This is a genomic window from Pseudomonas sp. Ps21-P2 (assembly GCF_039672565.1).
GTDB lineage: Bacteria > Pseudomonadota > Gammaproteobacteria > Pseudomonadales > Pseudomonadaceae > Aquipseudomonas.
This window is the reverse complement of the sequence record NZ_JBDFPL010000007.1, coordinates 213,640-235,954: the sequence shown is the minus strand read 5'-3', so window position 1 is coordinate 235,954 and position 22,315 is coordinate 213,640. Positions and strand designations below refer to the sequence as shown.

Below are 22,315 nucleotides of genomic sequence, written 5' to 3'. Positions count from 1 at the left end.
GTGTCACTGATCGCTTCTGACCACTTCCGCATCGTTGTCGGCCTCGGCAAGAGCGGCATGTCCCTGGTTCGCTTTCTGGCGAACCGGGGTGTGTCGTTTGCTGTCGCCGATACGCGGGAGCATCCGCCAGAACTCGCGACCTTGCGCCGTGACTACCCGCAGGTCGAAGTGCGCTGTGGCGAGCTGGACGTTGAATTCCTGTGCCGCGCCGATGAGCTGTATGTCAGCCCCGGTCTGGCGCTGGCAACCCCGGCCCTGCAGCAAGCGGCCATGCGCGGCGTGAAGCTGTCCGGCGACATCGAGCTGTTCGCTCGCAATGCCAGGGCGCCCATCGTGGCCATCAGCGGATCGAACGCGAAAAGCACGGTCACCACGCTGGTGGGCGAGATGGCGGCGGCAGCGGGCAAGCGAGTTGCGGTTGGCGGCAACCTCGGTACTCCGGCGCTGGACCTGCTCAGCGATGACGTCGAGCTGTATGTGATGGAGCTGTCGAGCTTCCAGCTGGAAACCACCGATCAGCTTGGCGCTGAAGTGGCGACCGTGCTGAATATCAGCGAAGACCACATGGACCGTTACAGCGGCCTGCCGGCTTATCACCTGGCCAAGCACCGGATCTTCCGCGGCGCGCGCCAAGTGGTGGTGAATCGTCAGGACGCGCTGACCCGGCCGTTGATCGGCGAAGGCGTGCCGTGCTGGACCTTTGGTTTGAACAAGCCCGACAGAAACGGCTTCGGCTTGCGCGAAGAGAACGGCGAGAAATATCTGGCCTTCCAGTTCGACAACCTCATGCCGGTCCGCGAGCTGAAAATCCGTGGTGGCCACAATCAGGCCAACGCCCTGGCCGCACTGGCCCTGGGTCATGCGGTGGGTCTGCCGTTCGACGCCATGCTTGCCAGCCTCAAGACATTTGCCGGTCTGGTTCATCGCTGCCAATGGCTGCGTGAGCTCAACGGCGTGAACTACTACGACGACTCCAAAGCGACCAACGTCGGCGCCGCGCTGGCAGCGATCGAAGGCCTAGGCGCCGACATCGACGGCAAGCTGGTGCTGATTGCCGGCGGCGATGGCAAAGGCGCGGATTTCACCCCGCTGCAAGCCCCGGTTGCCGCCCATTGCCGCGCCGTCGTCCTGCTGGGCCGCGATGCGGATTTGCTCGCCGCGACCTTCGGCGATTCGGTGCCTCTGGTACGCGTCACTACATTGGAAGAAGCCGTGCAACGTGCTGCTGATATCGCGCAGGAAGGGGACGCCGTGTTGCTGTCGCCCGCCTGCGCAAGCCTGGACATGTTCAAGAATTTCGAGGAGCGCGGACAACTGTTCGCCCGGGCCGTGGGGGACTTGTCATGATTTTTGGCGTGATCAAGCCGTACCCGTCGCCGATCATCAGCGGCCGTGGCGTTGACGTCGATTTCCCGATGCTCGCCGGTTGCCTCGCGTTGCTGGGCCTGGGCCTGGTGATGATCACTTCCGCGTCGTCGGAAGTGGCCGCCGTGCAGTCGGGCAACGCGTTGTACATGATGACCCGTCACCTGATCTATCTGGTGCTGGGCCTGATCGCCTGCGTCGCGACCATGATGGTGCCGGTTGCTACCTGGCAGCGCCTGGGATGGCTGATGCTGATTGGCGCGTTCGGTCTGTTGATCGCGGTGATCGTGCCCGGCATCGGGCGTGAGGTGAACGGTTCGATGCGCTGGATCGGCTTCGGCATGTTCAACGTGCAGCCGTCGGAAATCGCCAAAGTCTTCGTGGTGATTTTCCTGGCCGGTTACCTGATTCGTCGCCAGCAGGAAGTGCGCGAGAGCTGGATGGGCTTCTTCAAGCCGTTCATCGTGCTGCTGCCGATGGCGGGCCTGCTGCTGATGGAGCCGGACTTCGGTGCCACGGTCGTGATGATGGGCGCGGCGGCGGCGATGCTGTTCCTTGGCGGCGTCGGGCTGTTCCGTTTCAGCTTGATGGTCGCGCTGGCAGTGGGTGCCGTGTTCGTGCTGGTTCAAGCGCAGCCGTACCGGATGGCGCGTCTGATTACCTTCACCGACCCGTGGTCCGATCAGTTCGGTTCTGGCTACCAGCTGACCCAGGCGCTGATCGCCTTCGGTCGCGGTGAATGGTTCGGCGTCGGCCTCGGCAACAGCGTGCAGAAGCAGTTCTACCTGCCGGAAGCGCACACCGACTTCGTGTTCTCGGTACTGGCTGAAGAGTTGGGCGTGGTGGGTTCCCTCGCCACGGTCGCGCTGTTCGTGTTCGTCAGTATCCGGGCGATGTATATCGGCATGTGGGCCGAGCGCGCCAAGCAGTTCTTCGCTGCGTACACCGCGTATGGCCTGGCATTCCTGTGGATTGGTCAGTTCCTGATCAACATAGGGGTGAACGTCGGTCTGCTGCCGACCAAGGGTCTGACCCTGCCGTTCCTCAGCTACGGCGGCAGTTCGTTGATCATCTGCTGCGCCAGCCTCGGCCTGTTGCTGCGCATCGAGTGGGAATCGCGCAACAACATGGGCAGTGAAGAGGCCGAGTTCCAGGAAAGCGACTTTGCCGAGGAGCCGACCCATGGCCGCCGGTAACGTTTTGATCATGGCGGGCGGCACCGGCGGACACGTGTTCCCGGCGCTGGCGTGCGCCCGTGAGTTCCAGGCCCGCGGTTACACCGTGCACTGGCTCGGAACGCCCCGTGGGATCGAAAACGAACTGGTGCCTGCGGCAGGTTTGAAGCTGCACCTGATTAACGTCACCGGTCTGCGCGGCAAGGGCCGGCTGTCGCTGCTCAAGGCGCCGTTCATGTTGATCAAGGCTTTGCTGCAGGCGCGCAAGATCGTGGGTGAGTTGAAGCCGGTCTGCGTCGTCGGTTTCGGTGGCTACGTGACAGGCCCTGGCGGTCTGGCGGCGAAACTGGCCGGCGTGCCGCTGATCATCCATGAGCAAAACGCAGTAGCGGGCACGGCCAATCGCAGTCTTGCGTCGTTCGCCGCACGCGTCTGTGAAGCGTTCCCGCAGACCTTCGCCGCGTCGGCCAAGCGTCGCACCACCGGTAACCCGGTGCGCGCCGAGCTGTTCTTCGAAACGCCGCGCCAGACGCTGATTGGCCGCCGGCCTCGTTTGCTGGTGCTGGGCGGAAGCCTGGGCGCCGAGCCGCTGAATAAATTGCTGCCGGAAGCCCTGGCACAAGTGCCTGCCGATATCCGCCCTGAAGTGTTTCATCAGGCCGGCAAGCATCACGATGAAGTCACCGCCGAGCGTTACCGCGCCGCCGGTGTCGAGGCGCAGGTCGCCCCGTTCATCAAAGACATGGCCCAGGCCTATGGCTGGGCGGATCTGGTGGTCTGCCGCGCAGGTGCGTTGACCGTCAGTGAACTGGCTGCCGCCGGGCTGCCGTCGTTGCTGGTGCCTTTGCCCCACGCGATCGACGATCACCAGTCACGCAACGCCGACTATCTGGCTCGCGAGGGCGCTGCCTTCGTCATGCCGCAAGCGACAACTGGCGCCGCCGAAATGGCCGCTCGCCTGAAAGAGGTTTTGATGCAACCCGAACAATTGAACCGCATGGCCGTCACGGCTCGCCGACTGGCCAAGCCTGACGCCACCAACACCGTCGTCGATATCTGCCTGGAGGTGGCCCATGGTTGAGAATCAACGCGCCATGCCACAGCCGGAAATGCGCCGCATCCGTCGTATCCACTTCGTGGGCATTGGCGGCGTGGGCATGTGCGGTATCGCCGAAGTGTTGCTGAACCTGGGCTATGACGTGTCCGGTTCCGACCTCAAGGCTTCGCCGGTGACCGAGCGTCTCGAATCGTTTGGCGCGCAGATCTTCATCGGCCATCGTGCAGAAAACGCCTCGACGGCGGACGTGCTGGTGGTCTCCAGCGCTGTGAACACCTCCAACCCGGAAGTGGCGACTGCCCTTGAGCGTCGCATTCCTGTGGTGCCGCGCGCTGAAATGCTGGCCGAGCTGATGCGCTATCGCCACGGTATCGCGGTCGCTGGTACCCACGGCAAAACCACGACCACCAGCCTGATCGCCTCGGTGTTCGCGGCGGGTGGCCTTGATCCGACCTTCGTGATTGGCGGGCGTCTGAACGCTGCCGGCACCAACGCGCAGCTCGGCACCAGCCGTTACCTGATCGCCGAAGCCGACGAAAGCGACGCCAGCTTCCTGCACCTGCAGCCGCTGGTGGCCGTGGTCACCAACATCGACGCCGACCACATGGCGACCTACGAAGGCGACTTCAACAAGCTGAAGAAGACCTTCGTCGAATTCCTGCACAACCTGCCGTTCTACGGTCTGGCCGTTGTCTGCATCGACGATCCGGTGGTGCGCGACATCCTGCCTTCGGTCAAGCGTCCGATCATGACCTACGGCTTCGATGACGCCGCCGACGTGCGCGCGATCAACGTCCGTCAGGACGGCATGCACACACACTTCACCGTGCTGCGTCGTGACCGCGAGCCACTGGATGTGTCGGTCAACATGCCGGGCAAGCACAACGTGCTGAACTCGCTGGCAACCATTGCCATCGCCACTGACGAGGGCGTCTCTGACGAAGCCATCGTTCAGGGGCTGTCCGGCTTCCAGGGCGTTGGCCGTCGCTTCCAGGTGTACGGCGAGCTGCCGGTGGAAGGCGGCAACGTGATGCTGGTCGACGACTACGGTCACCACCCGCGTGAAGTCGCTGCCGTCATCAATGCCGTGCGCGGTGGCTGGCCGGACCGCCGTCTGGTCATGGTCTACCAGCCGCACCGTTACAGCCGCACCCGCGATCTATACGACGATTTCGTGCAGGTGCTCAACGAGGCCAACGTGTTGCTGCTGATGGAAGTCTATCCGGCCGGGGAAGAACCGATTCCCGGTGCGGACAGCCGTCAGCTGGCCCACAGCATTCGTCAGCGCGGTCAGCTTGATCCGATCTACATCGAGCGTGGCGTCGAACTCGCCCCGCTGGTCAAACCCCTGCTGCGCCCCGGTGACATCCTGCTGTGCCAGGGCGCCGGCGACATCGGCGGGCTCGCACCGCAACTGCTGAAAAGCCCGCTCTTCACCGGCGCTATCGTGGCCTCAACCGAAGGTAAGCTGAAATGACAGCCGCCCTGCAGTCCGCCCTGTTCTCGACGCTGGAGCCGAAACGCTTCGGTCGCGTCGCCGTGCTGTTCGGCGGCAAGAGCGCGGAGCGGGAGGTGTCCCTGAAATCCGGCAGCGCAGTGCTTGAAGCCCTGCAAAGCGCAGGCGTCGACGCGTTCGGTATCGACGTGGGCGAGGATTTCCTGCAGCGGCTGGTCAGCGAACAAATCGATCGCGCGTTCATCGTCCTCCACGGTCGTGGCGGCGAAGACGGCACCATGCAGGGCCTGCTTGAGTGCCTGGAAATTCCCTACACCGGCAGCGGCGTGCTCGCGTCGGCGCTGGCGATGGACAAGCTGCGCACCAAGCAAGTCTGGCAGAGTCTCGGCTTGCCGACGCCGCGCCACGCCGTGCTGAGCAGCGAGGCGGATTGTATTTCTGCGGCGACGGAACTGGGCTTTCCTTTGATCGTCAAACCCGCCCATGAAGGTTCCAGTATCGGTATGGCCAAGGTGACCGGCGTCGACGAATTGATCGCCGCCTGGAACGCCGCCCGTACCTACGATTCGCAAGTGTTGGTCGAACAATGGATCGAAGGTCCTGAGTTCACCATCGCCTCTCTGCGTGGGCAGGTATTGCCTCCCATCGGTCTGGGTACTCCCCACAGTTTTTACGACTACGACGCCAAATACCTGGTCTCCGATACTCAGTACCGGATCCCGTGCGGCCTCGATGCAGCCAAAGAAGATGAACTCAAGGCACTCACGGCCCGGGCCTGTGAAGCGGTCGGCATTGCCGGCTGGGCGCGCACCGATGTCATGCAGGACGCCGACGGCAAATTCTGGCTGCTGGAAGTGAACACCGTGCCCGGCATGACCGACCACAGCCTTGTGCCCATGGCTGCGCGCGCGGCCGGGCTCGATTTCCAACAGTTGGTGTTAGCGATTCTGGCCGACAGCGTCCAGGTGCGAGGGTAGATCATGCACGGCGCAACGGTTCGTCATCAGCAATCCGCTACCGGCCGCAACAAGCCGGTGCCGCGGGGTGCCAGCCGCATGGTTGCCAAGGAGCCCATGTCGTCGCGCATGCCACGACCGAATTTCGGTTTCCTGCGCAGCCTGATGTGGCCGGTGCTGCTGGTGGTGTTTGGTTTTGGTACGTACGAAGCCGCGCAGCGCCTGCTGCCTTACGCCGATCGGCCGATCTCGCGGATCAACGTGCAGGGCGATCTGAGCTACATCAGTCAGCAAGCCGTGCAACAGCGGATCGCGCCGTTCGTGGCGACCAGCTTCTTCAACATCGACCTGGCCGGCATGCGCACCGAGCTCGAGCAAATGCCGTGGATTGCCCACGCCGAGGTCCGCCGCGTCTGGCCGGATCAGGTGGTGATCCGTCTGGAAGAACAATTACCGGTTGCGCGCTGGGGCGATCAATCCCTGCTGAACAACCAGGGCCAGGCATTCACCCCGCGTGAGCTGGCCAACTACGAACACCTTCCGCAGTTGTTCGGGCCTCAACGGGCTCAACAGCAGGTGATGCAGCAGTACCAGGTCCTGAGCCAGATGTTGCGCCCGCTGGGGTTCTCCATCGCTCGCCTGGAACTGCGTGAGCGAGGCAGCTGGTTTCTGACCACCGGCGCAGGCACTGCAGGCCCTGGCCTGGAGCTGCTGCTGGGACGAGGCAATCTGCTTGAGAAGATGCGCCGCTTTATCGCCATCTACGACAAGACACTGAAAGACCAGATCACGAACATTGCGCGCGTCGACCTTCGTTACAACAACGGCCTGGCCGTTGGTTGGCGCGAACAGGCAGCAGCGCCAACGACGGACAAACCCGCCGTCGCGAAGAATTGATAAGAGGCAGGACCCATGGCAAACGTGCAAAGCGGCAAAATGATCGTCGGATTGGATATCGGCACCTCCAAAGTGGTGGCGCTGGTAGGCGAAGTCGCGGCTGATGGCACACTGGAAATCGTCGGTATCGGCACTCACCCGTCCCGCGGCCTGAAGAAGGGCGTGGTGGTGAATATCGAATCCACCGTGCAATCGATCCAGCGCGCAGTAGAAGAAGCGCAGCTGATGGCCGGTTGCCGGATTCACTCGGCGTTCGTTGGCGTCGCGGGTAACCACATTCGCAGCCTGAACTCCCACGGCATCGTGGCGATCCGTGACCGCGAAGTGAGCTCCGCTGACCTTGAGCGCGTGCTCGACGCTGCCCAGGCCGTGGCGATCCCGGCTGACCAGCGCGTGCTGCACACGCTGCCACAGGATTACGTCATCGATAACCAGGAAGGCGTTCGCGAGCCACTGGGCATGTCGGGCGTGCGCCTGGAAGCCAAGGTTCACGTGGTGACCTGCGCGGTGAACGCGGCACAGAACATCGAAAAATGCGTGCGCCGCTGCGGGCTGGAAGTCGACGACATCATCCTCGAGCAACTGGCCTCGGCTTACTCGGTGCTGACCGACGACGAGAAAGAGCTGGGCGTGTGCCTGGTGGACATCGGCGGCGGCACTACTGACATCGCGATCTTCACCGAAGGCGCGATCCGTCACACCGCGGTGATCCCGATTGCCGGCGACCAGGTCACCAACGACATCGCCATGGCGTTGCGTACACCGACTCAGTACGCCGAAGAAATCAAGATCCGTTACGCCTGCGCCCTGGCCAAACTGGCCGGCGCCGGCGAAACCATCAAAGTGCCAAGCGTCGGCGACCGTCCGCCCCGTGAACTGTCCCGTCAGGCCCTCGCCGAAGTGGTCGAGCCGCGCTATGACGAGCTGTTCACCCTGATTCAGGCCGAACTGCGTCGCAGCGGCTACGAAGACTTGATCCCGGCCGGCATCGTGCTGACCGGTGGCACCTCGAAAATGGAAGGCGCGGTCGAACTGGCCGAAGAGATCTTCCACATGCCGGTCCGCCTCGGCGTGCCGCACAGCGTCAAAGGGCTCGCGGACGTCGTCCGCAACCCGATCTACTCAACCGGCGTCGGCCTGTTGCTGTACGGACTGCAAAAGCAGTCTGACGGCATCTCGCTGTCCGGCCTTTCCGGCTCCGGTAGCAGTTATAGCGATGAACCGAAGGCTCCAGTGTTAGAGCGTCTCAAGCGCTGGGTTCAGGGGAATTTCTAAGATTCAAAAAGTGGTAGGCAGGCAACAGGCGACATAAAACTAGAGAACTGAAGGAGAGGGAACATGTTCGAGCTCGTAGACAACATCCCACAAAGCCCGGTAATTAAAGTTATCGGCGTTGGTGGTGGCGGCGGCAACGCAGTCAATCACATGGTCAAGAGCAACATCGAAGGCGTCGAGTTCATCTGCGCCAACACCGATGCTCAGGCACTGAAAAATATTGGCGCACGTACCATTCTGCAACTGGGTACCGGCGTGACCAAAGGCCTGGGCGCAGGTGCGAATCCTGAAGTCGGCCGTCAGGCTGCACTGGAAGACCGCGAGCGCATTGCTGAAGTGCTGCAAGGCACCAACATGGTCTTCATCACCACCGGCATGGGCGGGGGTACCGGTACCGGTGCGGCTCCGATCATTGCCGAAGTGGCCAAGGAAATGGGCATTCTGACCGTTGCGGTCGTGACGCGTCCGTTCCCGTTCGAAGGCCGCAAGCGCATGCAGATCGCCGATGAAGGCATCCGCGCGCTGTCCGAAAGCGTCGACTCGTTGATCACCATTCCCAACGAGAAGCTGCTGACCATCCTCGGTAAAGACGCCAGCCTGCTGTCGGCTTTCGCCAAGGCTGACGATGTATTGGCCGGTGCCGTTCGCGGTATCTCCGACATCATCAAGCGTCCGGGCATGATCAACGTCGACTTCGCTGACGTACGCACCGTGATGTCCGAAATGGGCATGGCGATGATGGGCACTGGCTGCGCCAGCGGTCCGAACCGTGCGCGTGAAGCCACTGAAGCGGCGATCCGCAACCCGTTGCTGGAAGACGTGAACCTGCAAGGTGCTCGCGGCATTCTGGTCAACATCACTGCCGGTCCTGACCTGTCCCTGGGTGAGTACTCCGACGTGGGTAGCATCATCGAAGCGTTCGCCTCCGAGCACGCCATGGTCAAGGTCGGTACGGTTATCGATCCGGACATGCGCGACGAGCTGCACGTCACTGTGGTTGCCACCGGCCTGGGTGCGAAAATCGAGAAGCCTGTGAAGGTCATCGACAACACCATGCAGACCGCTCAAGCCGCACCTGCGCAGCAGCACGCCGCACGCCAGGAGTTGCCTTCGGTCAACTACCGCGATTTGGACCGTCCAACCGTGATGCGCAATCAGGCACACGCGGGCGCAACAGCCGCAGCGAAGATGAACCCCCAAGACGATCTGGATTACCTGGATATTCCAGCGTTCCTGCGTCGTCAGGCTGATTAATGGGTTCTATCAGGGGTATAAGGGTGATTGGTGTTCAGCAAAGGCGGGGTCTGCTATCATCGCCAGCCTTTGTTGATACTAATTCGCGATACGCGCTGAAGCGGCCAATGCCATGATTAAACAACGCACCCTGAAAAATATTATCCGTGCCACAGGTATCGGCCTGCACTCGGGGGAGAAGGTTTACCTGACCCTCAAACCAGCACCTGTGAACGCTGGCATTGTGTTTTTCCGTACCGACCTTGAGCCGGTGGTCCAGATCAACGCTCACGCGTTGAATGTGGGTGACACCACGCTCTCCACGACGCTGTTCAATGGCGACGTGAAGGTCGATACGGTCGAGCACTTGCTGTCGGCCATGGCCGGCCTTGGCATCGATAACGCCTACGTTGAACTTTCTGCCTCCGAAGTTCCAATCATGGATGGCAGCGCAGGTCCCTTCGTATTCCTGATTCAATCGGCTGGCCTGGAAGAACAGGACGCACCGAAGAAATTCATCCGCATACTTAAAGAAGTGTACGTAGAAGAAGACGGCAAGTCCGCCAAGTTCTTACCGTTTGAAGGGTTCAAGGTCGGGTTCGAGATCGATTTCGATCACCCGTATCTCAAGAACCGCACGCAAACGGCTTGTGTGGATTTTTCCAGCACTTCGTTCGTTAAAGAAGTGAGCCGTGCGCGGACATTCGGTTTCATGAAAGACATCGAGTATCTGCGTAAGCACAACCTGGCTCTGGGCGGCAGCGTTGAAAACGCGATCGTCGTGGACAAGGACGGCGTGTTGAACGAAGACGGTCTTCGTTATGAAGACGAGTTCGTGAAGCACAAGATTCTGGATGCCATCGGTGACCTGTATCTGTTGGGCAACAGTCTGATCGGCGAGTATCAGGGCTTCAAGTCGGGACACGGTCTGAACAATCGTTTGCTTCGTGCGTTGATCGCTCAGGAAGACGCTTGGGAAGTTGTGACCTTCGAAGATGCCAGCACCGCACCGATCTCTTACATGCGCCCTGTAGCGGCGGTGTAAACAGTCTCTTCTTCCTAGTCTTGATGTTTTCAGGCCACCTTCGGGTGGCCTTTTTTATGGATCGTCGATTAGATAGCGGGCATATCCGTTTTTTGTGTTTGCTGGAGTTATGGTTCCGCCCTTACGGCGGGTCACTTTTTCCAACAGCCCGGATTGCCGGCCCAGAAAAAAGTAACCAAAAAGGCCGTGCTCCTGGTTGGGTTCCTCCTTCGTCGGAATACCTTCACTCCGTTCTCGCTCCGTGGGCCCGCGCCGAACGGGCATCCATGCCCTGACGGCGCTCTCGCCGCATCCATGCGGCTCGGCCCACTGCGCGAGAACTGCGTTCAGCCTGCACCCAAGTCGCGATGGGTGTCGTCTGAGCTTTTTGCGTATGAAGATCAAGATCAAAAGCAGATCAAGAACAGATCAAAAGCTTCCCGGCTAAAGCCGGTCCCACTGACCTCCATAGGTCTCACAGGGTGTACGCGATGCTTTTTAGTGGGACCGGCTTTAGCCGGGAAGGGGTCAGTGAAAACGCCGGCATCCTGCAGGTTTACGAATCCCCAGCCTCTTTAGGCACAGCATGCGCGGCCAGCCGTTCGAGCGCAGCACGCAGTTTCGGGTCGGTGATGCCTTCCGCTGTTGCGGTGATGGTCTCAGCCGCCGCGACCGACAGATCGCGCGTATGCCCAGCTTCGGTCCTGTGGGTTCTCGAGGGCTGTACCTTCAATTGCAAGCGGGTGAGGTTGGCAAATTCCTTGAACGCGACCAGTTGCCGTTGCAAACGCTTCTGTTGATAACGCAGTCGTGTCGCCCAGTGGCCGTCGGTGACGATGAGCAGCAGTGTACCTTCGCGCCATGACGCGACGTGGCAGTGCTCGCGGGCGGCGGGTTGTAGCTGGCTTTCCAGCAGACGCTGCAAGTGCGCGAGGCGTTGGGCGTGGTTGAAGATGGCTTTGAGGGGCCGGGCTTCGCGCAGAAGCACAGCCGGTGCGCGAGCGGGGAGGGGACGGAATGCCATGATGAGGTGCCTTGTGTTGCCTGGGCGTGATCTTAGCAGAATCGGTAGAAGCACCTTTGCGTCAGGCGTCCGGGGTACAAATAAGCCGCGCGATCATGAAAAAACATTAATAAAACTTCTCACCCCCATGGGTTGAAGTCACAGGAAATGACCCTATTGTACTTCTGCCCCGTAACATTGCTGTGCCAGCATCGTGGAATAACGCCACTTTCCTCACCACCATTTCCGGGTAGAATGCTCGTTCGCATGCGGCCATGAGGGCTGCTCGGGCGACTCACGGGGCCGCCCTCCATCCCTATGTGTGGAAGATCCTTTCGATATGTTTGCACCTTTGTTAAAAAAACTTTTCGGAAGCAAGAACGAGCGCGAAGTGAAGCGCATGCTCAAGACGGTCCAGGTCGTCAACAGCTTCGAAGAGCAAATGCTCGCCCTCTCGGACGAACAGCTGCGCGCCAAGACCGATGAGTTGAAGGCCCGCATAGCCAAAGGTGAGACCCTCGACCAGCTCTTGCCAGAAGCCTTCGCGGTCTGCCGCGAGGCGGGTAAACGCATCATGGGCATGCGTCATTTCGACGTACAGCTGATCGGCGGCATGACGCTGCACGAAGGCATGATCGCCGAGATGCGTACCGGTGAGGGTAAAACCCTCGTCGCGACCCTCGCGGTCTACCTCAACGCACTGTCCGGCAAAGGCGTGCACGTAGTCACGGTGAACGACTACCTGGCCCGTCGTGACGCCAACTGGATGCGCCCGCTGTATGAATTCCTCGGTCTGACCGTAGGCGTGGTCACGCCTTTCCAGCCGCCGGAAGAGAAGCGCGCCGCCTACGCCTCCGACATCACCTACGGCACCAACAACGAATTCGGTTTCGATTACCTGCGCGACAACATGGCGTTCAGCCTGGAAGACAAATTCCAGCGTGAACTGAATTTCGCCGTGATCGACGAAGTGGACTCGATCCTCATCGACGAAGCGCGTACGCCGCTGATCATCTCCGGCCAGGCCGAAGACAGCTCCAAGCTCTACACCGAAATCAACAAGCTGATCCCCAAGCTCGAGCAGCACATCGAGGAAGTGGAAGGCCAGGTCACCCAGCAGGGTCACTTCTCCATCGACGAGAAATCCCGTCAGGTCGAGCTGAACGAGTCCGGTCACCAGTTCATCGAAGAGATGCTCACCGAAGTCGGCTTACTGGCTGAAGGCGAGAGCCTTTACTCGGCGCACAACCTCGGCCTGCTGACCCACGTGTATGCCGGTCTGCGTGCCCACAAGCTGTTCCATCGCAACGTCGAGTACATCGTTCAGGACGGCCAGATCCTGCTGGTCGACGAACACACCGGCCGTACCATGCCGGGTCGTCGTCTGTCCGAAGGTCTGCACCAGGCCATCGAAGCGAAGGAAGGCCTGAACATTCAGGCCGAGAGCCAGACCCTGGCCTCGACCACCTTCCAGAACTACTTCCGTCTCTACAACAAGCTGTCTGGCATGACCGGTACGGCGGACACCGAAGCGTTCGAATTCCACCAGATCTATGCACTGGCCGTGATGGTCATTCCGCCGAACAAGCCGTTGGCGCGGAAAGACTTCAACGACCTCGTGTACCTGACCGCGGAAGAGAAGTACGCGGCGATCATCACCGACATCAAGGCCTGCCTGGCCGAGCAGCGTCCGGTGCTGGTAGGTACAGCGACCATCGAAACCTCGGAGCACATGTCCCGCCTGCTGGTGCAGGAAGGCATCGAGCACAAGGTTCTAAACGCCAAGTTCCACGAAAAAGAAGCCGAGATCATTGCCCAGGCCGGTCGTCCGGGTGCGCTGACCATTGCCACCAACATGGCCGGTCGCGGTACCGACATTCTGTTGGGCGGCAACTGGGAAGTTGAAGTGGCCAGCTTGGAAGACCCGACCCCAGAGCAGATCGCGCAGATCAAGGCCGACTGGCAGAAGCGCCATCAGCAAGTGATCGAGGCGGGCGGCCTGCACGTGATTGCCTCCGAGCGTCACGAATCCCGCCGTATCGACAACCAGCTGCGTGGTCGTGCCGGTCGTCAGGGTGACACCGGTTCGAGCCGTTTCTACCTGTCGCTGGAAGACAGCCTGATGCGCATCTTCGCCTCTGACCGGGTGAAGAACTTCATGAAAGCGCTGGGCATGCAGTCCGGTGAAGCGATCGAGCACCGCATGGTGACCAACGCCATCGAAAAAGCGCAGCGCAAAGTCGAAGGCCGCAACTTCGATATCCGCAAGCAGCTGCTCGAGTTCGACGACGTGTCCAACGAACAGCGGAAAGTGATCTACCACATGCGTAACAGCCTGCTGGCTGCGACCAACATTGGTGACACCATTGCCGAGTTCCGCGAAGAAGTCCTCGACGCCACCATCTCCGCGCACATCCCGCCGCAGTCGTTGCCTGAGCAGTGGAACGTGGCCGGTCTTGAGGCCGCGCTGAACAGCGATTTCGGCGTGAAGCTGCCGATTCAGCAGTGGCTCGACGAAGACGATCACCTGAACGAAGACACCCTGCGTCCGAAGTTGATGGAAGCCATCTTGGCGGCCTACAACGAGAAAGAAGACCAGGCCAGTGCCGAGGCGCTGCGCACCTTCGAGAAGCAGATTCTCCTGCGCGTGCTGGACGACCTGTGGAAAGACCACCTGTCGACCATGGATCACCTGCGGCACGGTATTCACCTGCGCGGCTACGCTCAGAAAAACCCGAAGCAGGAATACAAGCGCGAGTCGTTTGCCCTGTTCCAGGAGCTGCTCGATTCGATCAAGCGCGACGCCATTCGTGTGCTGTCCCACGTCCAGGTTCGCCGCGAAGATCCGGCCGAGGAAGAGGCGCGTCTGCGTCGCGAAGCCGAGGAGTTGGCGCAGCGCATGCAGTTCCAGCACGCCGAAGCGCCGGGCCTGGATCAGCCGGACCTGCTCGCCGAAGAGGGCGAGGACGTTGCGGTAGCCGCTGCCGCCGCACTGTCGCCGGTACGCAACGACCAGAAGCTGGGTCGCAACGAATTGTGCTGGTGTGGTTCGGGCAAGAAATTCAAGCACTGTCACGGCCAGATCAGCTAATTCGCCCACCGCGAAGAGCTGTAGCTGACCTGTAATATCACGCCGCGACCGGCTCAGCCGTCGCGGCGTTTTTCAATCAATCGAGCCGTGTCGGCGAGGCCGCGCGGTGTGACTGTCTTTCAAGGAGCGCACTTCATGGCTGTTGGTCTTGGTCCTTTGCCGACGCTGCACCCGGTTCCCGGTTTTGAACTTGGCATCGCTTCCGCCGGCATCAAGCGCCCGGGGCGCAAAGATGTTGTGGTCATGCGCTGCGCCGAAGGCTCCAGTGTCGCGGGCGTATTCACCCTGAACGCGTTTTGCGCGGCGCCGGTGATCATCGCCAAACAGCGCGTGCAGGGCACTGTGCGCTATCTGCTGACCAACACCGGCAACGCCAACGCTGGCACGGGCGAACCGGGCCTTGCCGCTGCCGAGCGCACCTGCGCGAAGCTGGCCGAGATAACCGGGGTGGACGCCAGCGCCGTGCTGCCGTTTTCCACGGGCGTGATCGGTGAGCCGTTGCCCGTCGAGAAGATCGAAGGCGCGCTGCAGGCGGCGCTGGATGATTTGTCCGTCGACAACTGGGCCGCAGCGGCCACCGGCATCATGACCACTGACACGCTGCCCAAGGGCGCGAGCCGTCAGTTCGTGCTCGACGGCGTGACGGTCACCGTGACCGGGATCAGCAAAGGCGCGGGCATGATTCGTCCGAACATGGCGACCATGCTGGGCTACATCGCTACCGACGCCAAGGTGGTGCCGAGCGTGCTGCAGGACCTGATTCGCGACGGCGCCAACAAGTCGTTCAACCGCATCACCATCGACGGCGACACGTCGACCAATGACTGCTGCATGCTGATCGCCACCGGCCAGGCCGACCTGCCCGCGGTGACTGAAGCCAAGGGCCCACTGTTTGAAGCGCTGAAAAAAGCCGTCTTCGAGGTGTGCATGGACGTTGCCCAGGCCATCGTCCGTGACGGCGAGGGGGCGACCAAGTTCGTGACCGTCGAAGTCAACGGCGGCGGCAATCACCAGGAATGCCTGGACGTGGGTTACACCGTGGCCCATTCGCCGCTGATCAAAACCGCGCTATTCGCGTCAGACCCTAACTGGGGCCGGATCCTGGCGGCCGTAGGCCGTGCGGGGGTGCCGAACCTGGACGTCAGCAAGATCGACGTGTTTCTGGGTGACGTTTGCATCGCCAGCAAAGGCGCCCGCGCCAGCACCTACACTGAAGAGCAAGGCTCGCTGGTGATGGCGCAGGAAGAAATCACCATCCGCATCGAGTTGGGCCGTGGCGATTGCAGCGAAACCATCTGGACCACCGACCTGTCGCACGAGTACGTGAAAATCAACGCGGAATACCGCACCTGAGTCACGAGCGAGTCCACCGGTCTCAACGGAGCCAAGACATGAGCCTGCACCTGATCATCGGCGACAAACGTTATTCCTCCTGGTCGCTGCGTCCGTGGCTGGCGCTTGCGCTGACCGGCGAGACGTTCACCGATCAGGTGATTCGCCTGAATCAGGCTGACACCACGCGGCTGATTCTGGAGCATTCGCCGACCGGTAAAGTCCCTGCGCTGAAGTGCGAGCACGGCACCATTGTCGACTCATTGGCGATTTGTGAGTATCTGGCGGAGCGTTTTCCGAATGCAGGCTTGTGGCCGGCGGATATCGCCGCCCGCGCTCAGGCCCGCTCGGCGTGCGCGCAAATGCACAGCGGCTTTGTCGGACTGCGCTCGCGCTTGCCGATGGACCTGCGTCAGGACGAGGCGCTGGAGGTCATCGCGGTCGAAGCTCAGGCCGATATCGACCGCATGGTTGCGCTGTGGCGTGAATGCCGCGCGGTGTCAGGTGTGAGCGAGGGGTTCCTGTTCGGCACGCCGGGCATCGTCGATGCGTTCTTCGCACCGGTCGCCGTGCGCTTTCGTACCTATCACGTTGAGCTGCCTGCGGACGCGGCCGCCTACGTCGAAACGATTTATCAGTGGCCTGAGTTCAAACGCTGGCAGCAGGCAGGTCTGGAGGAAGGTTGAACGTGAAACGCATCCATGTGGCCGCGGCGGTTATCCGTGGCACCGACGGCAAGATCCTCATCGCCCGACGCGCCGACAAACAGCATCAGGGCGGTCTGTGGGAGTTTCCTGGCGGCAAGGTTGAACCGGATGAATCGGTCGAGGCCGCGCTGTCCCGCGAGCTGCACGAAGAGCTCGGCATCGTCGTTACGGCGGCGCGTCCGCTGATCAAGATCAAGCACGACTACCCGGACAAACAGGTGTTGCTGGATGTCTGGGAAGTCTCGTCGTTTACCGGCGAGCCCCACGGTGTCGAAGGGCAACCGCTGGCCTGGGTATCGCAGCGGGAACTGGCCGAGTATGAATTTCCGGCGGCCAATCGGCCGATCGTGGCCGCTGCGCGTTTGCCGGGCGAGTACCTCATCACCCCGGACGATCTGGAAACGCCCGAGCTGCTGCGTGGCATACGCACGGCGGTGGCTGGCGGCATCAAGCTGGTTCAACTGCGGGCGCCGAACATGTACGACCCGAAATACCGTGACGTTGCGGTGGACGCGGTCGGGCTGTGCGCGGGCAAGGCGCAGTTGATGCTCAAAGGGCCGAGGGAATGGCTGGGCGACTTTCCGGCAGCGGGCTGGCACCTGACCAGCGAACAGCTGCGCAAATACGCCAGCAAGGGCCGTCCATTTCCTGAAGATCGCTGGTTGGCAGCCTCATGTCACGACGCTGAAGAGTTGAGTCTGGCCGAGCAGATGGGCGTGGATTTCGTCACCCTCTCGCCCGTGCTGCCGACCCAAAGCCATCCGGACGCACAGCCGCTGGGTTGGGAAAAGGCTCGCGACTTGATTGAGAGCTTCAGCAAGCCGGTTTATCTGCTGGGCGGGGTAGGGCCGACGGACCGTCAGCACGCGTGGGAATGTGGCGCGCAGGGTGTGGCGGGGATCAGAGCGTTCTGGCCGCAGGGCTAAAAGCTGTTCCGATCTGAGTTCGAGAACAAAGGTTGCTACACCGCAGATTCAACGGCGAATGAAGCCCCTGTGGGAGCGAGCTTGCTCGCGAAGCTTTATCAGTCGCCGCATCTCTAGCGGCTGAAACGCAGTCTTCGCGAACAAGCTCACTCCCACAGGATCCCTGTTTTGCCAGTCAATCGCGGTGTAGCAGCACATTTGATGCTCTGCGCTCATCAAGCAATCAGGCACCGCTTGTTCAACGGCTGATGCGGTCACTGTGGGAGCGAGCTTGCTCGCGAAGAGGTCTGTACATCCACTGGATCTCTAGTGGCTGAAATGCAGTCTTCGTGAGCAAGGTGGAGCGCCACCCCGGTCACTCCCACAGGATTTGCGCTTGCCAGCTGAGTTGCGGTGTATCAGCACATCATCACCGCAGCACAGTCCTGCCTACTCCCAACCCAATCACTGCGGCTTCTTCGCAGGCTCCCACAAAATCTCCGCCACACCTTCACGCCGGGCGATGATCCGCGCCGCGACAAACAGCAGATCCGACAACCGATTGATGTACGCCAGACCAACCCCGGCCAGTGGCTCGACCGCGTTCAGGTGCTGGCAACGCCGCTCCGCCGTACGCGCCAGGCTTCGGCAAACGTGGGCCTGGGCGATCAGCGTCGAGCCGCCCGGCAGGATGAAGTTCTCCAGCGGCCCCAGCTCCTCATTCCAGTGATCGATGGCCGTTTCCAGGCGCTCGATCTCCGCCGCATTCAGCGCCTTGTATTCCGGCATCGCCAGCTCGCCGCCCAGGTCGAACAACCGATGCTGACACGGCGCCAACACGTCGATGACTTCCTGCAACGCCGGATGAATCGAGACTGCCGCCGAAAGGCCGGCCAGCAACACGCCGACCTGACTGTTCAGTGAGTCGACTTCCCCGATGGCCTCGACCCGCGGGTGATCCTTCGGCACTCGGCGACCATCGCCCAGGCCCGTTTCGCCGGTGTCACCCGTGCGCGTGTAAATTTTCGACAAGCGAAATCCCATGGCTCTACTCCCGGTCGTTCTGACCAATGACCTGTGGTGCAGGCATATCTATCGAATTGTCCACCAGCGGCAGGCGCAAGGTGAAACAGGTGCCCTGGCCGAGGGTGGAATGCACTTCCATCTGGCCTTTGTGGTTGTTGGTGATGATGAAATACGACACCGACAGCCCGAGGCCCGTGCCCTGGCCGATCTCTTTGGTGGTGAAAAACGGCTCGAAGGTGCGCTTGCGCACGCTTTCCGGCATGCCGATGCCGTTATCCTCGACCTGAATTTCCGCCCACGGCGGGTTCAGGCGCGTGCGCAAAATAATGCGCCCCGGCTCGCTGGCGTTCTCGCGCTGGTGGATAGCCTGAGCGGCGTTCTTCAGCAGGTTGAGCAGCACTTGCTCCAGTTCGTTGGCCGTCGCAGGCACCGGGCCCAGAGCAGAATCGAACTGGCGAATGATGTTCTGGCCCTTGAAGTCAAAGCCGATGGTCAGGTCGAAGTCGTTGCTGGCGATCTCCACGGCCTGATCAATCAGTGCCGGCAGATCACAGGGCGCCAACTGCCGGTTGCTGCGTCGGCTGAAGCTGAGCATGTGGCTGACGATCTTCGCCGCCCGCGCTCCGGCCGACTGAATGCCGTCCAGCAACTGCGGCACTTCCCGGGCGATCAGGTATTGATTGACCGCGGCCAGCTCGATGCCTTCCTGCTGGGCCTGTTCCAGGTTCTTGGGCAGATCGGGCGACAGCCGACGGCGGATGTTCTGCACGTTGTGCATGATCGCGCCGAGGGGGTTGTTGATTTCATGGGCCATGCCTGCGGCCAGGCCACCCACCGAGAGCATCTTCTCGGACTGGACCATCATTTCCTCCAGCGACAGGCGCTGGGTGATGTCATCGATGCGGATCACCGCGCCACGGCCGGCATCGCCGGTCAGAGGGTAGAAGGTGAGGGCGTAATGACGCGACTCTTCGCCCTTGACCCAGGTGACACGCTCAATCTTGGTGACGGTGTGACGCTCGACGGTCTGTTTGATCTGCGGCAAGAAGGCGCGCATCGGCGGGAACGCCGAGTAGATGGGCTGGTTCAGCGCCTCGTCCAGCGGCGTACCGGACAGGGCGCCGGCTTCCTGATTCCACTGGGTGACGTACAGTTGCTCGTCCAGGGCAATCAGCGCTGAAGGCATGGAGTCGATGATGCTGTTGAGGTAGTTCTGAAACCCCGTGAGCTTCTTCTCGATCTTGCTGCGCACCTGCACTTCCAGCTCCAGCTTGCGGTTGGTGTGACGGGTTTCTTCCGCCAGACCCTGGGCCTGATCGTAGGCTTCCTGGGACTCATCGCGCGCGCGTCTGAGCTGCTGCTCACGGGCTTCCATGCGCGAGAGCATGGTGTTGAACGCCTCGGCGAGCGACCCGATTTCGTCCTTGTTACCGGGCCTCGCCCGCAGCGCGTAGTTCTCCTCGCGGGTGACCCGCCGGGACAAATCTTCAAGCTGGTAGATCGGCTCGGTGATGAAGCGCCGAATCTGCCGGGCGACACCGGCCCAGAGCAGGATGCTGAAAATCAGAATGCCGATACTGGCGGTCAGCGTGCCGGTGTAGAACGCCGTCGGCAGTTCGCTGCTCGCGACCAGCAACAGATGCCCCGGCGCTTGCCCTGCTTTGGGAATGGGGATGACCTGAGTGTTGCGAAACTCGGTAATGCGCCAGCTCTCCAGATCCCGATAGTGGTCAGGCATGCGCAATTTGTCGCCCTGCTGCATCTGCGCCAGACGCGTACCGCTGCTGTCGTAAACAGCCGCCGCCCGCAACGGGCCGTAATTTTTAAGTTCCTTGAGCAGCGCCTGGGCGTTGTAGGTCGAGGATAAGGCTTGCTCGGACAGCCCCGGATTGCTGATCAGTCGACCGATCGTTTGCAACGCCTGGGGCGCCATCGCTTCCTGAGAGATGTAGTAGGCGGCGCTGATGAAGGTCAGGTTGGCGACCACCAGCACGGTGGTGAGCAATACCAGCAAGGCGGCCAGCAGTTTTTGACCGACCGGCAGGTTTTCGAGGCGCTGGCGCAATGGCATGGGGTAGGTCACCGGAAGGAGGAGCGGGCAGGTTAGCGCTGTTCCGCCCGTGAGCAAACCCGTCAGTCGCTGGGCAGACCTCGGGCGTTGAGGTGTTCGATCAGGCGCAGGCGCAACAGGTTCAGTGTGGGTGCCGGGCAATCAAGCGTCGCCGCCGTGGCGCAGACATGCCCGAGCAGGTAGCGGATCTCGGTGCGGCGGCCTTGGGCGACATCCTGATACATCGAGGAATAATTCGCAGCGGTGGCGGCAATCACCTGCTGCACTTGATCCAGCAACCCTTCCGCCGCGCCGGGCTGACCGCAGCAGTGCAGCACATGGCCGAGCTCGGCACACAGCGCCGTCACTTCCTCGGCATGAGCCTGCAGCTCGCCGTTGCGGCATTGGTGCAAGACGGTCAGCGGGTTGATGGCGCAGTTGAGCGCGAGCTTGCGCCAGAGGCGTTCGGCGATGTCAGCGGTCCACTGATGGGGGATGCCCGCTTGCTTGAGTTCGTCCAGCCAGGCCGGCGCCGCGCCTTGCTGCGTGTCGCCCAGCCAGTTGAAGCCCTGTCCGGCGAACACCACGCTCCCGTCTTCATGGCGGTAGGCGCCTTCGGTGCTGGAGACAAAGATGCAGCGTGCCTCAGGAATCATGGCGGCCACGGCGTCCTGGCTGCCCAGCCCGTTTTGCAGCAGGAGCACCTCGGCCCTGTCGGTCAGGCGATGGGCGACGGCTGCAACCGCATGTTCAGCGTCGTAGGCCTTGCATGCCACCAGCAACCGCTGGATCGGTTCATCCGCGCTGACCGTCTGCGCCGGAATGGCAAACGTCTGACGCTGACCGTTTTCGTTGAGAGCCAGACCGGCTTGGGTGTTGTAGGCCGCCAGTCGAGCCTCGTCGCGCACGATCAGGCGCACCGGCCGACCCGCCCGGGCCAGTCGTGTGGCCCACAGACTGCCCAGGCTGCCCGCGCCCAGCACATGCCAGCAAACGCGACTCAAAAGAAATCACGCCCGATGACGAAGATCTCGGTGCGCAAGGAAAACCAAATCAACATCGCAGGCTCACATGAACGTGGGAAAAGTCTCGTTATAATGACCGGGCTTTCATACCGTCAAGTCAGGCGTGCTCCATCCACATGTCGAGCCGCGCCGTATCAATTGGAGAATCTAAATGCCCTCGTTCGACGTAGTGTCTGAACTGGATAAACACGAAGTCACGAATGCCGTCGACAACGCGATCAAAGAGCTGGACCGCCGCTACGACCTCAAAGGCAAAGGCAGCTTCGAGTTCACGGAAAAAGACCTGCTGATCAAGATGACCGCCGAAGAAGGTTTTCAGCTCGAAGCCATGATCGAGATCCTCAAGCTGGCCTTGGTCAAGCGCAAGATCGACGTGCAGTGCCTGGAGCTGAAGGACCCCTTCGCGTCCGGCAAGGTCATGAAACAGGAGGCCACGCTCAAGGAAGGCATCGACAAGGAGCTGGCGAAGAAGATCGTCGCTCACATCAAGGAAGCCAAGCTCAAGGTTCAGGCTGCGATTCAGGGCGAGCAAGTGCGCGTCACCGGCAAGAAGCGTGACGACCTGCAAGAGGCGATCGCTGCTCTGCGTGGTCACGAGTTCGGTATGCCGCTGCAATTCAACAACTTCCGCGACTGATTCCCCCGCGATTTGCCCTGCGATTTCATGTTGGCTCAGGAACCCGAGGGGTTCCTGTGCGTCCGAATGCAGGTCTGGCTGAAATAACGGGCCCACTCGGC

Annotated in this window: 18 protein-coding genes; 14 read left to right on the top strand and 4 right to left on the bottom strand. The window is 61.4% G+C overall.

What is annotated here, in order from left to right; all coding sequences use genetic code 11:
• From murD to lpxC, 9 genes are all read left to right on the top strand, one after another.
• Nucleotides 1-1,347: a UDP-N-acetylmuramoyl-L-alanine--D-glutamate ligase gene (murD, locus tag ABEH28_RS18925; RefSeq protein ID WP_346630818.1), complete on the top strand. Its 1,347-nt coding sequence runs from the start codon at nucleotides 1-3 to the stop codon at nucleotides 1,345-1,347.
• Nucleotides 1,347-2,561, top strand: a complete 1,215-nt coding sequence (gene ftsW, locus ABEH28_RS18920) for a putative lipid II flippase FtsW (protein WP_192171889.1) — start codon at nucleotides 1,347-1,349, stop codon at nucleotides 2,559-2,561. Before murD ends, ftsW begins: the two co-directional genes overlap by 1 nt.
• Entirely contained in the window at nucleotides 2,548-3,621 is a 1,074-nt protein-coding gene (murG, locus tag ABEH28_RS18915; RefSeq protein ID WP_346630817.1) for an undecaprenyldiphospho-muramoylpentapeptide beta-N-acetylglucosaminyltransferase, read from the top strand. The genes ftsW and murG overlap by 14 nt, the downstream gene beginning before the upstream one ends.
• Nucleotides 3,614-5,074: a UDP-N-acetylmuramate--L-alanine ligase gene (gene murC, locus ABEH28_RS18910; protein WP_346630816.1), complete on the top strand. Its 1,461-nt coding sequence runs from the start codon at nucleotides 3,614-3,616 to the stop codon at nucleotides 5,072-5,074. The genes murG and murC overlap by 8 nt, the downstream gene beginning before the upstream one ends.
• Nucleotides 5,071-6,030 carry a D-alanine--D-alanine ligase gene (locus ABEH28_RS18905; RefSeq protein WP_346630815.1) on the top strand — a complete coding sequence of 320 codons (960 nt, stop codon included), beginning with the start codon at nucleotides 5,071-5,073 and terminating at the stop codon, nucleotides 6,028-6,030. Before murC ends, ABEH28_RS18905 begins: the two co-directional genes overlap by 4 nt.
• A gap of 3 nt (nucleotides 6,031-6,033) precedes the next feature.
• Entirely contained in the window at nucleotides 6,034-6,906 is an 873-nt protein-coding gene (locus ABEH28_RS18900; RefSeq protein WP_282368937.1) for a cell division protein FtsQ/DivIB, read from the top strand.
• A 15-nt stretch (nucleotides 6,907-6,921) separates the two neighbouring features.
• Entirely contained in the window at nucleotides 6,922-8,181 is a 1,260-nt protein-coding gene (gene ftsA / locus ABEH28_RS18895; RefSeq protein WP_037014678.1) for a cell division protein FtsA, read from the top strand.
• A gap of 63 nt (nucleotides 8,182-8,244) precedes the next feature.
• Nucleotides 8,245-9,435, top strand: coding sequence for a cell division protein FtsZ (gene ftsZ / locus ABEH28_RS18890; RefSeq protein WP_074884474.1), 1,191 nt, complete (start codon nucleotides 8,245-8,247; stop codon nucleotides 9,433-9,435).
• 112 nt (nucleotides 9,436-9,547) lie between these two features.
• Nucleotides 9,548-10,459: a UDP-3-O-acyl-N-acetylglucosamine deacetylase gene (gene lpxC / locus ABEH28_RS18885; RefSeq protein WP_346630814.1), complete on the top strand. Its 912-nt coding sequence runs from the start codon at nucleotides 9,548-9,550 to the stop codon at nucleotides 10,457-10,459.
• A gap of 535 nt (nucleotides 10,460-10,994) precedes the next feature.
• On the opposite strand, the gene ABEH28_RS18880 is transcribed toward lpxC, so the two are convergent.
• The gene (locus tag ABEH28_RS18880) at nucleotides 10,995-11,462 is read right to left on the bottom strand and encodes a DciA family protein (RefSeq protein ID WP_346630813.1); all 468 of its coding nucleotides are present in this window, start codon (nucleotides 11,460-11,462) and stop codon (nucleotides 10,995-10,997) included.
• A gap of 319 nt (nucleotides 11,463-11,781) precedes the next feature.
• Here ABEH28_RS18880 and secA point away from each other — a divergent pair, with 319 nt between their 5' ends.
• From secA to ABEH28_RS18860, 4 genes are all read left to right on the top strand, one after another.
• The gene (gene secA / locus ABEH28_RS18875) at nucleotides 11,782-14,532 is read left to right on the top strand and encodes a preprotein translocase subunit SecA (protein ID WP_192171753.1); all 2,751 of its coding nucleotides are present in this window, start codon (nucleotides 11,782-11,784) and stop codon (nucleotides 14,530-14,532) included.
• A 135-nt stretch (nucleotides 14,533-14,667) separates the two neighbouring features.
• Entirely contained in the window at nucleotides 14,668-15,885 is a 1,218-nt protein-coding gene (argJ, locus tag ABEH28_RS18870) for a bifunctional glutamate N-acetyltransferase/amino-acid acetyltransferase ArgJ (protein ID WP_346630812.1), read from the top strand.
• A gap of 38 nt (nucleotides 15,886-15,923) precedes the next feature.
• A complete protein-coding gene (locus ABEH28_RS18865; protein ID WP_346630811.1) occupies nucleotides 15,924-16,550 on the top strand; it encodes a glutathione S-transferase family protein in 627 nt (208 codons plus the stop codon).
• Between the two features lie 2 nt (nucleotides 16,551-16,552).
• Nucleotides 16,553-17,497, top strand: a complete 945-nt coding sequence (locus ABEH28_RS18860; RefSeq protein ID WP_346630810.1) for a Nudix family hydrolase — start codon at nucleotides 16,553-16,555, stop codon at nucleotides 17,495-17,497.
• A 444-nt stretch (nucleotides 17,498-17,941) separates the two neighbouring features.
• Here ABEH28_RS18860 and ABEH28_RS18855 read toward each other — a convergent pair whose 3' ends face one another.
• The 3 genes from ABEH28_RS18855 to ABEH28_RS18845 all read right to left on the bottom strand — a co-directional run bounded on the left by ABEH28_RS18855 (nucleotide 17,942) and on the right by ABEH28_RS18845 (nucleotide 21,556).
• On the bottom strand, nucleotides 17,942-18,520 hold the full coding sequence (locus tag ABEH28_RS18855) for a cob(I)yrinic acid a,c-diamide adenosyltransferase (protein WP_346630809.1): 579 nt from the start codon (nucleotides 18,518-18,520) through the stop codon (nucleotides 17,942-17,944).
• Nucleotides 18,521-18,524: 4 nt separating this feature from the next.
• Nucleotides 18,525-20,573: an ATP-binding protein gene (locus tag ABEH28_RS18850; RefSeq protein WP_346630808.1), complete on the bottom strand. Its 2,049-nt coding sequence runs from the start codon at nucleotides 20,571-20,573 to the stop codon at nucleotides 18,525-18,527.
• A 62-nt stretch (nucleotides 20,574-20,635) separates the two neighbouring features.
• The gene (locus ABEH28_RS18845; RefSeq protein ID WP_346630807.1) at nucleotides 20,636-21,556 is read right to left on the bottom strand and encodes a putative 2-dehydropantoate 2-reductase; all 921 of its coding nucleotides are present in this window, start codon (nucleotides 21,554-21,556) and stop codon (nucleotides 20,636-20,638) included.
• Nucleotides 21,557-21,728: 172 nt separating this feature from the next.
• Here ABEH28_RS18845 and ABEH28_RS18840 point away from each other — a divergent pair, with 172 nt between their 5' ends.
• Nucleotides 21,729-22,214, top strand: a complete 486-nt coding sequence (locus tag ABEH28_RS18840; RefSeq protein ID WP_065992166.1) for a YajQ family cyclic di-GMP-binding protein — start codon at nucleotides 21,729-21,731, stop codon at nucleotides 22,212-22,214.
• Nucleotides 22,215-22,315 lie beyond the last annotated feature (101 nt).

What these genes read in the sequence shown, in the direction of transcription:
- ABEH28_RS18840 (WP_065992166.1), top strand. Translation starts at nt 21,729, where the DNA reads ATGCCCTCGTTCGACGTAGTGTCTGAACTGGATAAACACGAAGTCACG.
- ABEH28_RS18855 (WP_346630809.1), bottom strand. Translation starts at nt 18,520, where the DNA reads ATGGGATTTCGCTTGTCGAAAATTTACACGCGCACGGGTGACACCGGC.
- lpxC (WP_346630814.1), top strand. Translation starts at nt 9,548, where the DNA reads ATGATTAAACAACGCACCCTGAAAAATATTATCCGTGCCACAGGTATC.
- ABEH28_RS18880 (WP_346630813.1), bottom strand. Translation starts at nt 11,462, where the DNA reads ATGGCATTCCGTCCCCTCCCCGCTCGCGCACCGGCTGTGCTTCTGCGC.
- ftsA (WP_037014678.1), top strand. Translation starts at nt 6,922, where the DNA reads ATGGCAAACGTGCAAAGCGGCAAAATGATCGTCGGATTGGATATCGGC.
- argJ (WP_346630812.1), top strand. Translation starts at nt 14,668, where the DNA reads ATGGCTGTTGGTCTTGGTCCTTTGCCGACGCTGCACCCGGTTCCCGGT.
- murC (WP_346630816.1), top strand. Translation starts at nt 3,614, where the DNA reads ATGGTTGAGAATCAACGCGCCATGCCACAGCCGGAAATGCGCCGCATC.
- ABEH28_RS18900 (WP_282368937.1), top strand. Translation starts at nt 6,034, where the DNA reads ATGCACGGCGCAACGGTTCGTCATCAGCAATCCGCTACCGGCCGCAAC.
- secA (WP_192171753.1), top strand. Translation starts at nt 11,782, where the DNA reads ATGTTTGCACCTTTGTTAAAAAAACTTTTCGGAAGCAAGAACGAGCGC.
- ABEH28_RS18850 (WP_346630808.1), bottom strand. Translation starts at nt 20,573, where the DNA reads ATGCCATTGCGCCAGCGCCTCGAAAACCTGCCGGTCGGTCAAAAACTG.
- ftsZ (WP_074884474.1), top strand. Translation starts at nt 8,245, where the DNA reads ATGTTCGAGCTCGTAGACAACATCCCACAAAGCCCGGTAATTAAAGTT.
- ABEH28_RS18865 (WP_346630811.1), top strand. Translation starts at nt 15,924, where the DNA reads ATGAGCCTGCACCTGATCATCGGCGACAAACGTTATTCCTCCTGGTCG.
- murG (WP_346630817.1), top strand. Translation starts at nt 2,548, where the DNA reads ATGGCCGCCGGTAACGTTTTGATCATGGCGGGCGGCACCGGCGGACAC.
- ABEH28_RS18905 (WP_346630815.1), top strand. Translation starts at nt 5,071, where the DNA reads ATGACAGCCGCCCTGCAGTCCGCCCTGTTCTCGACGCTGGAGCCGAAA.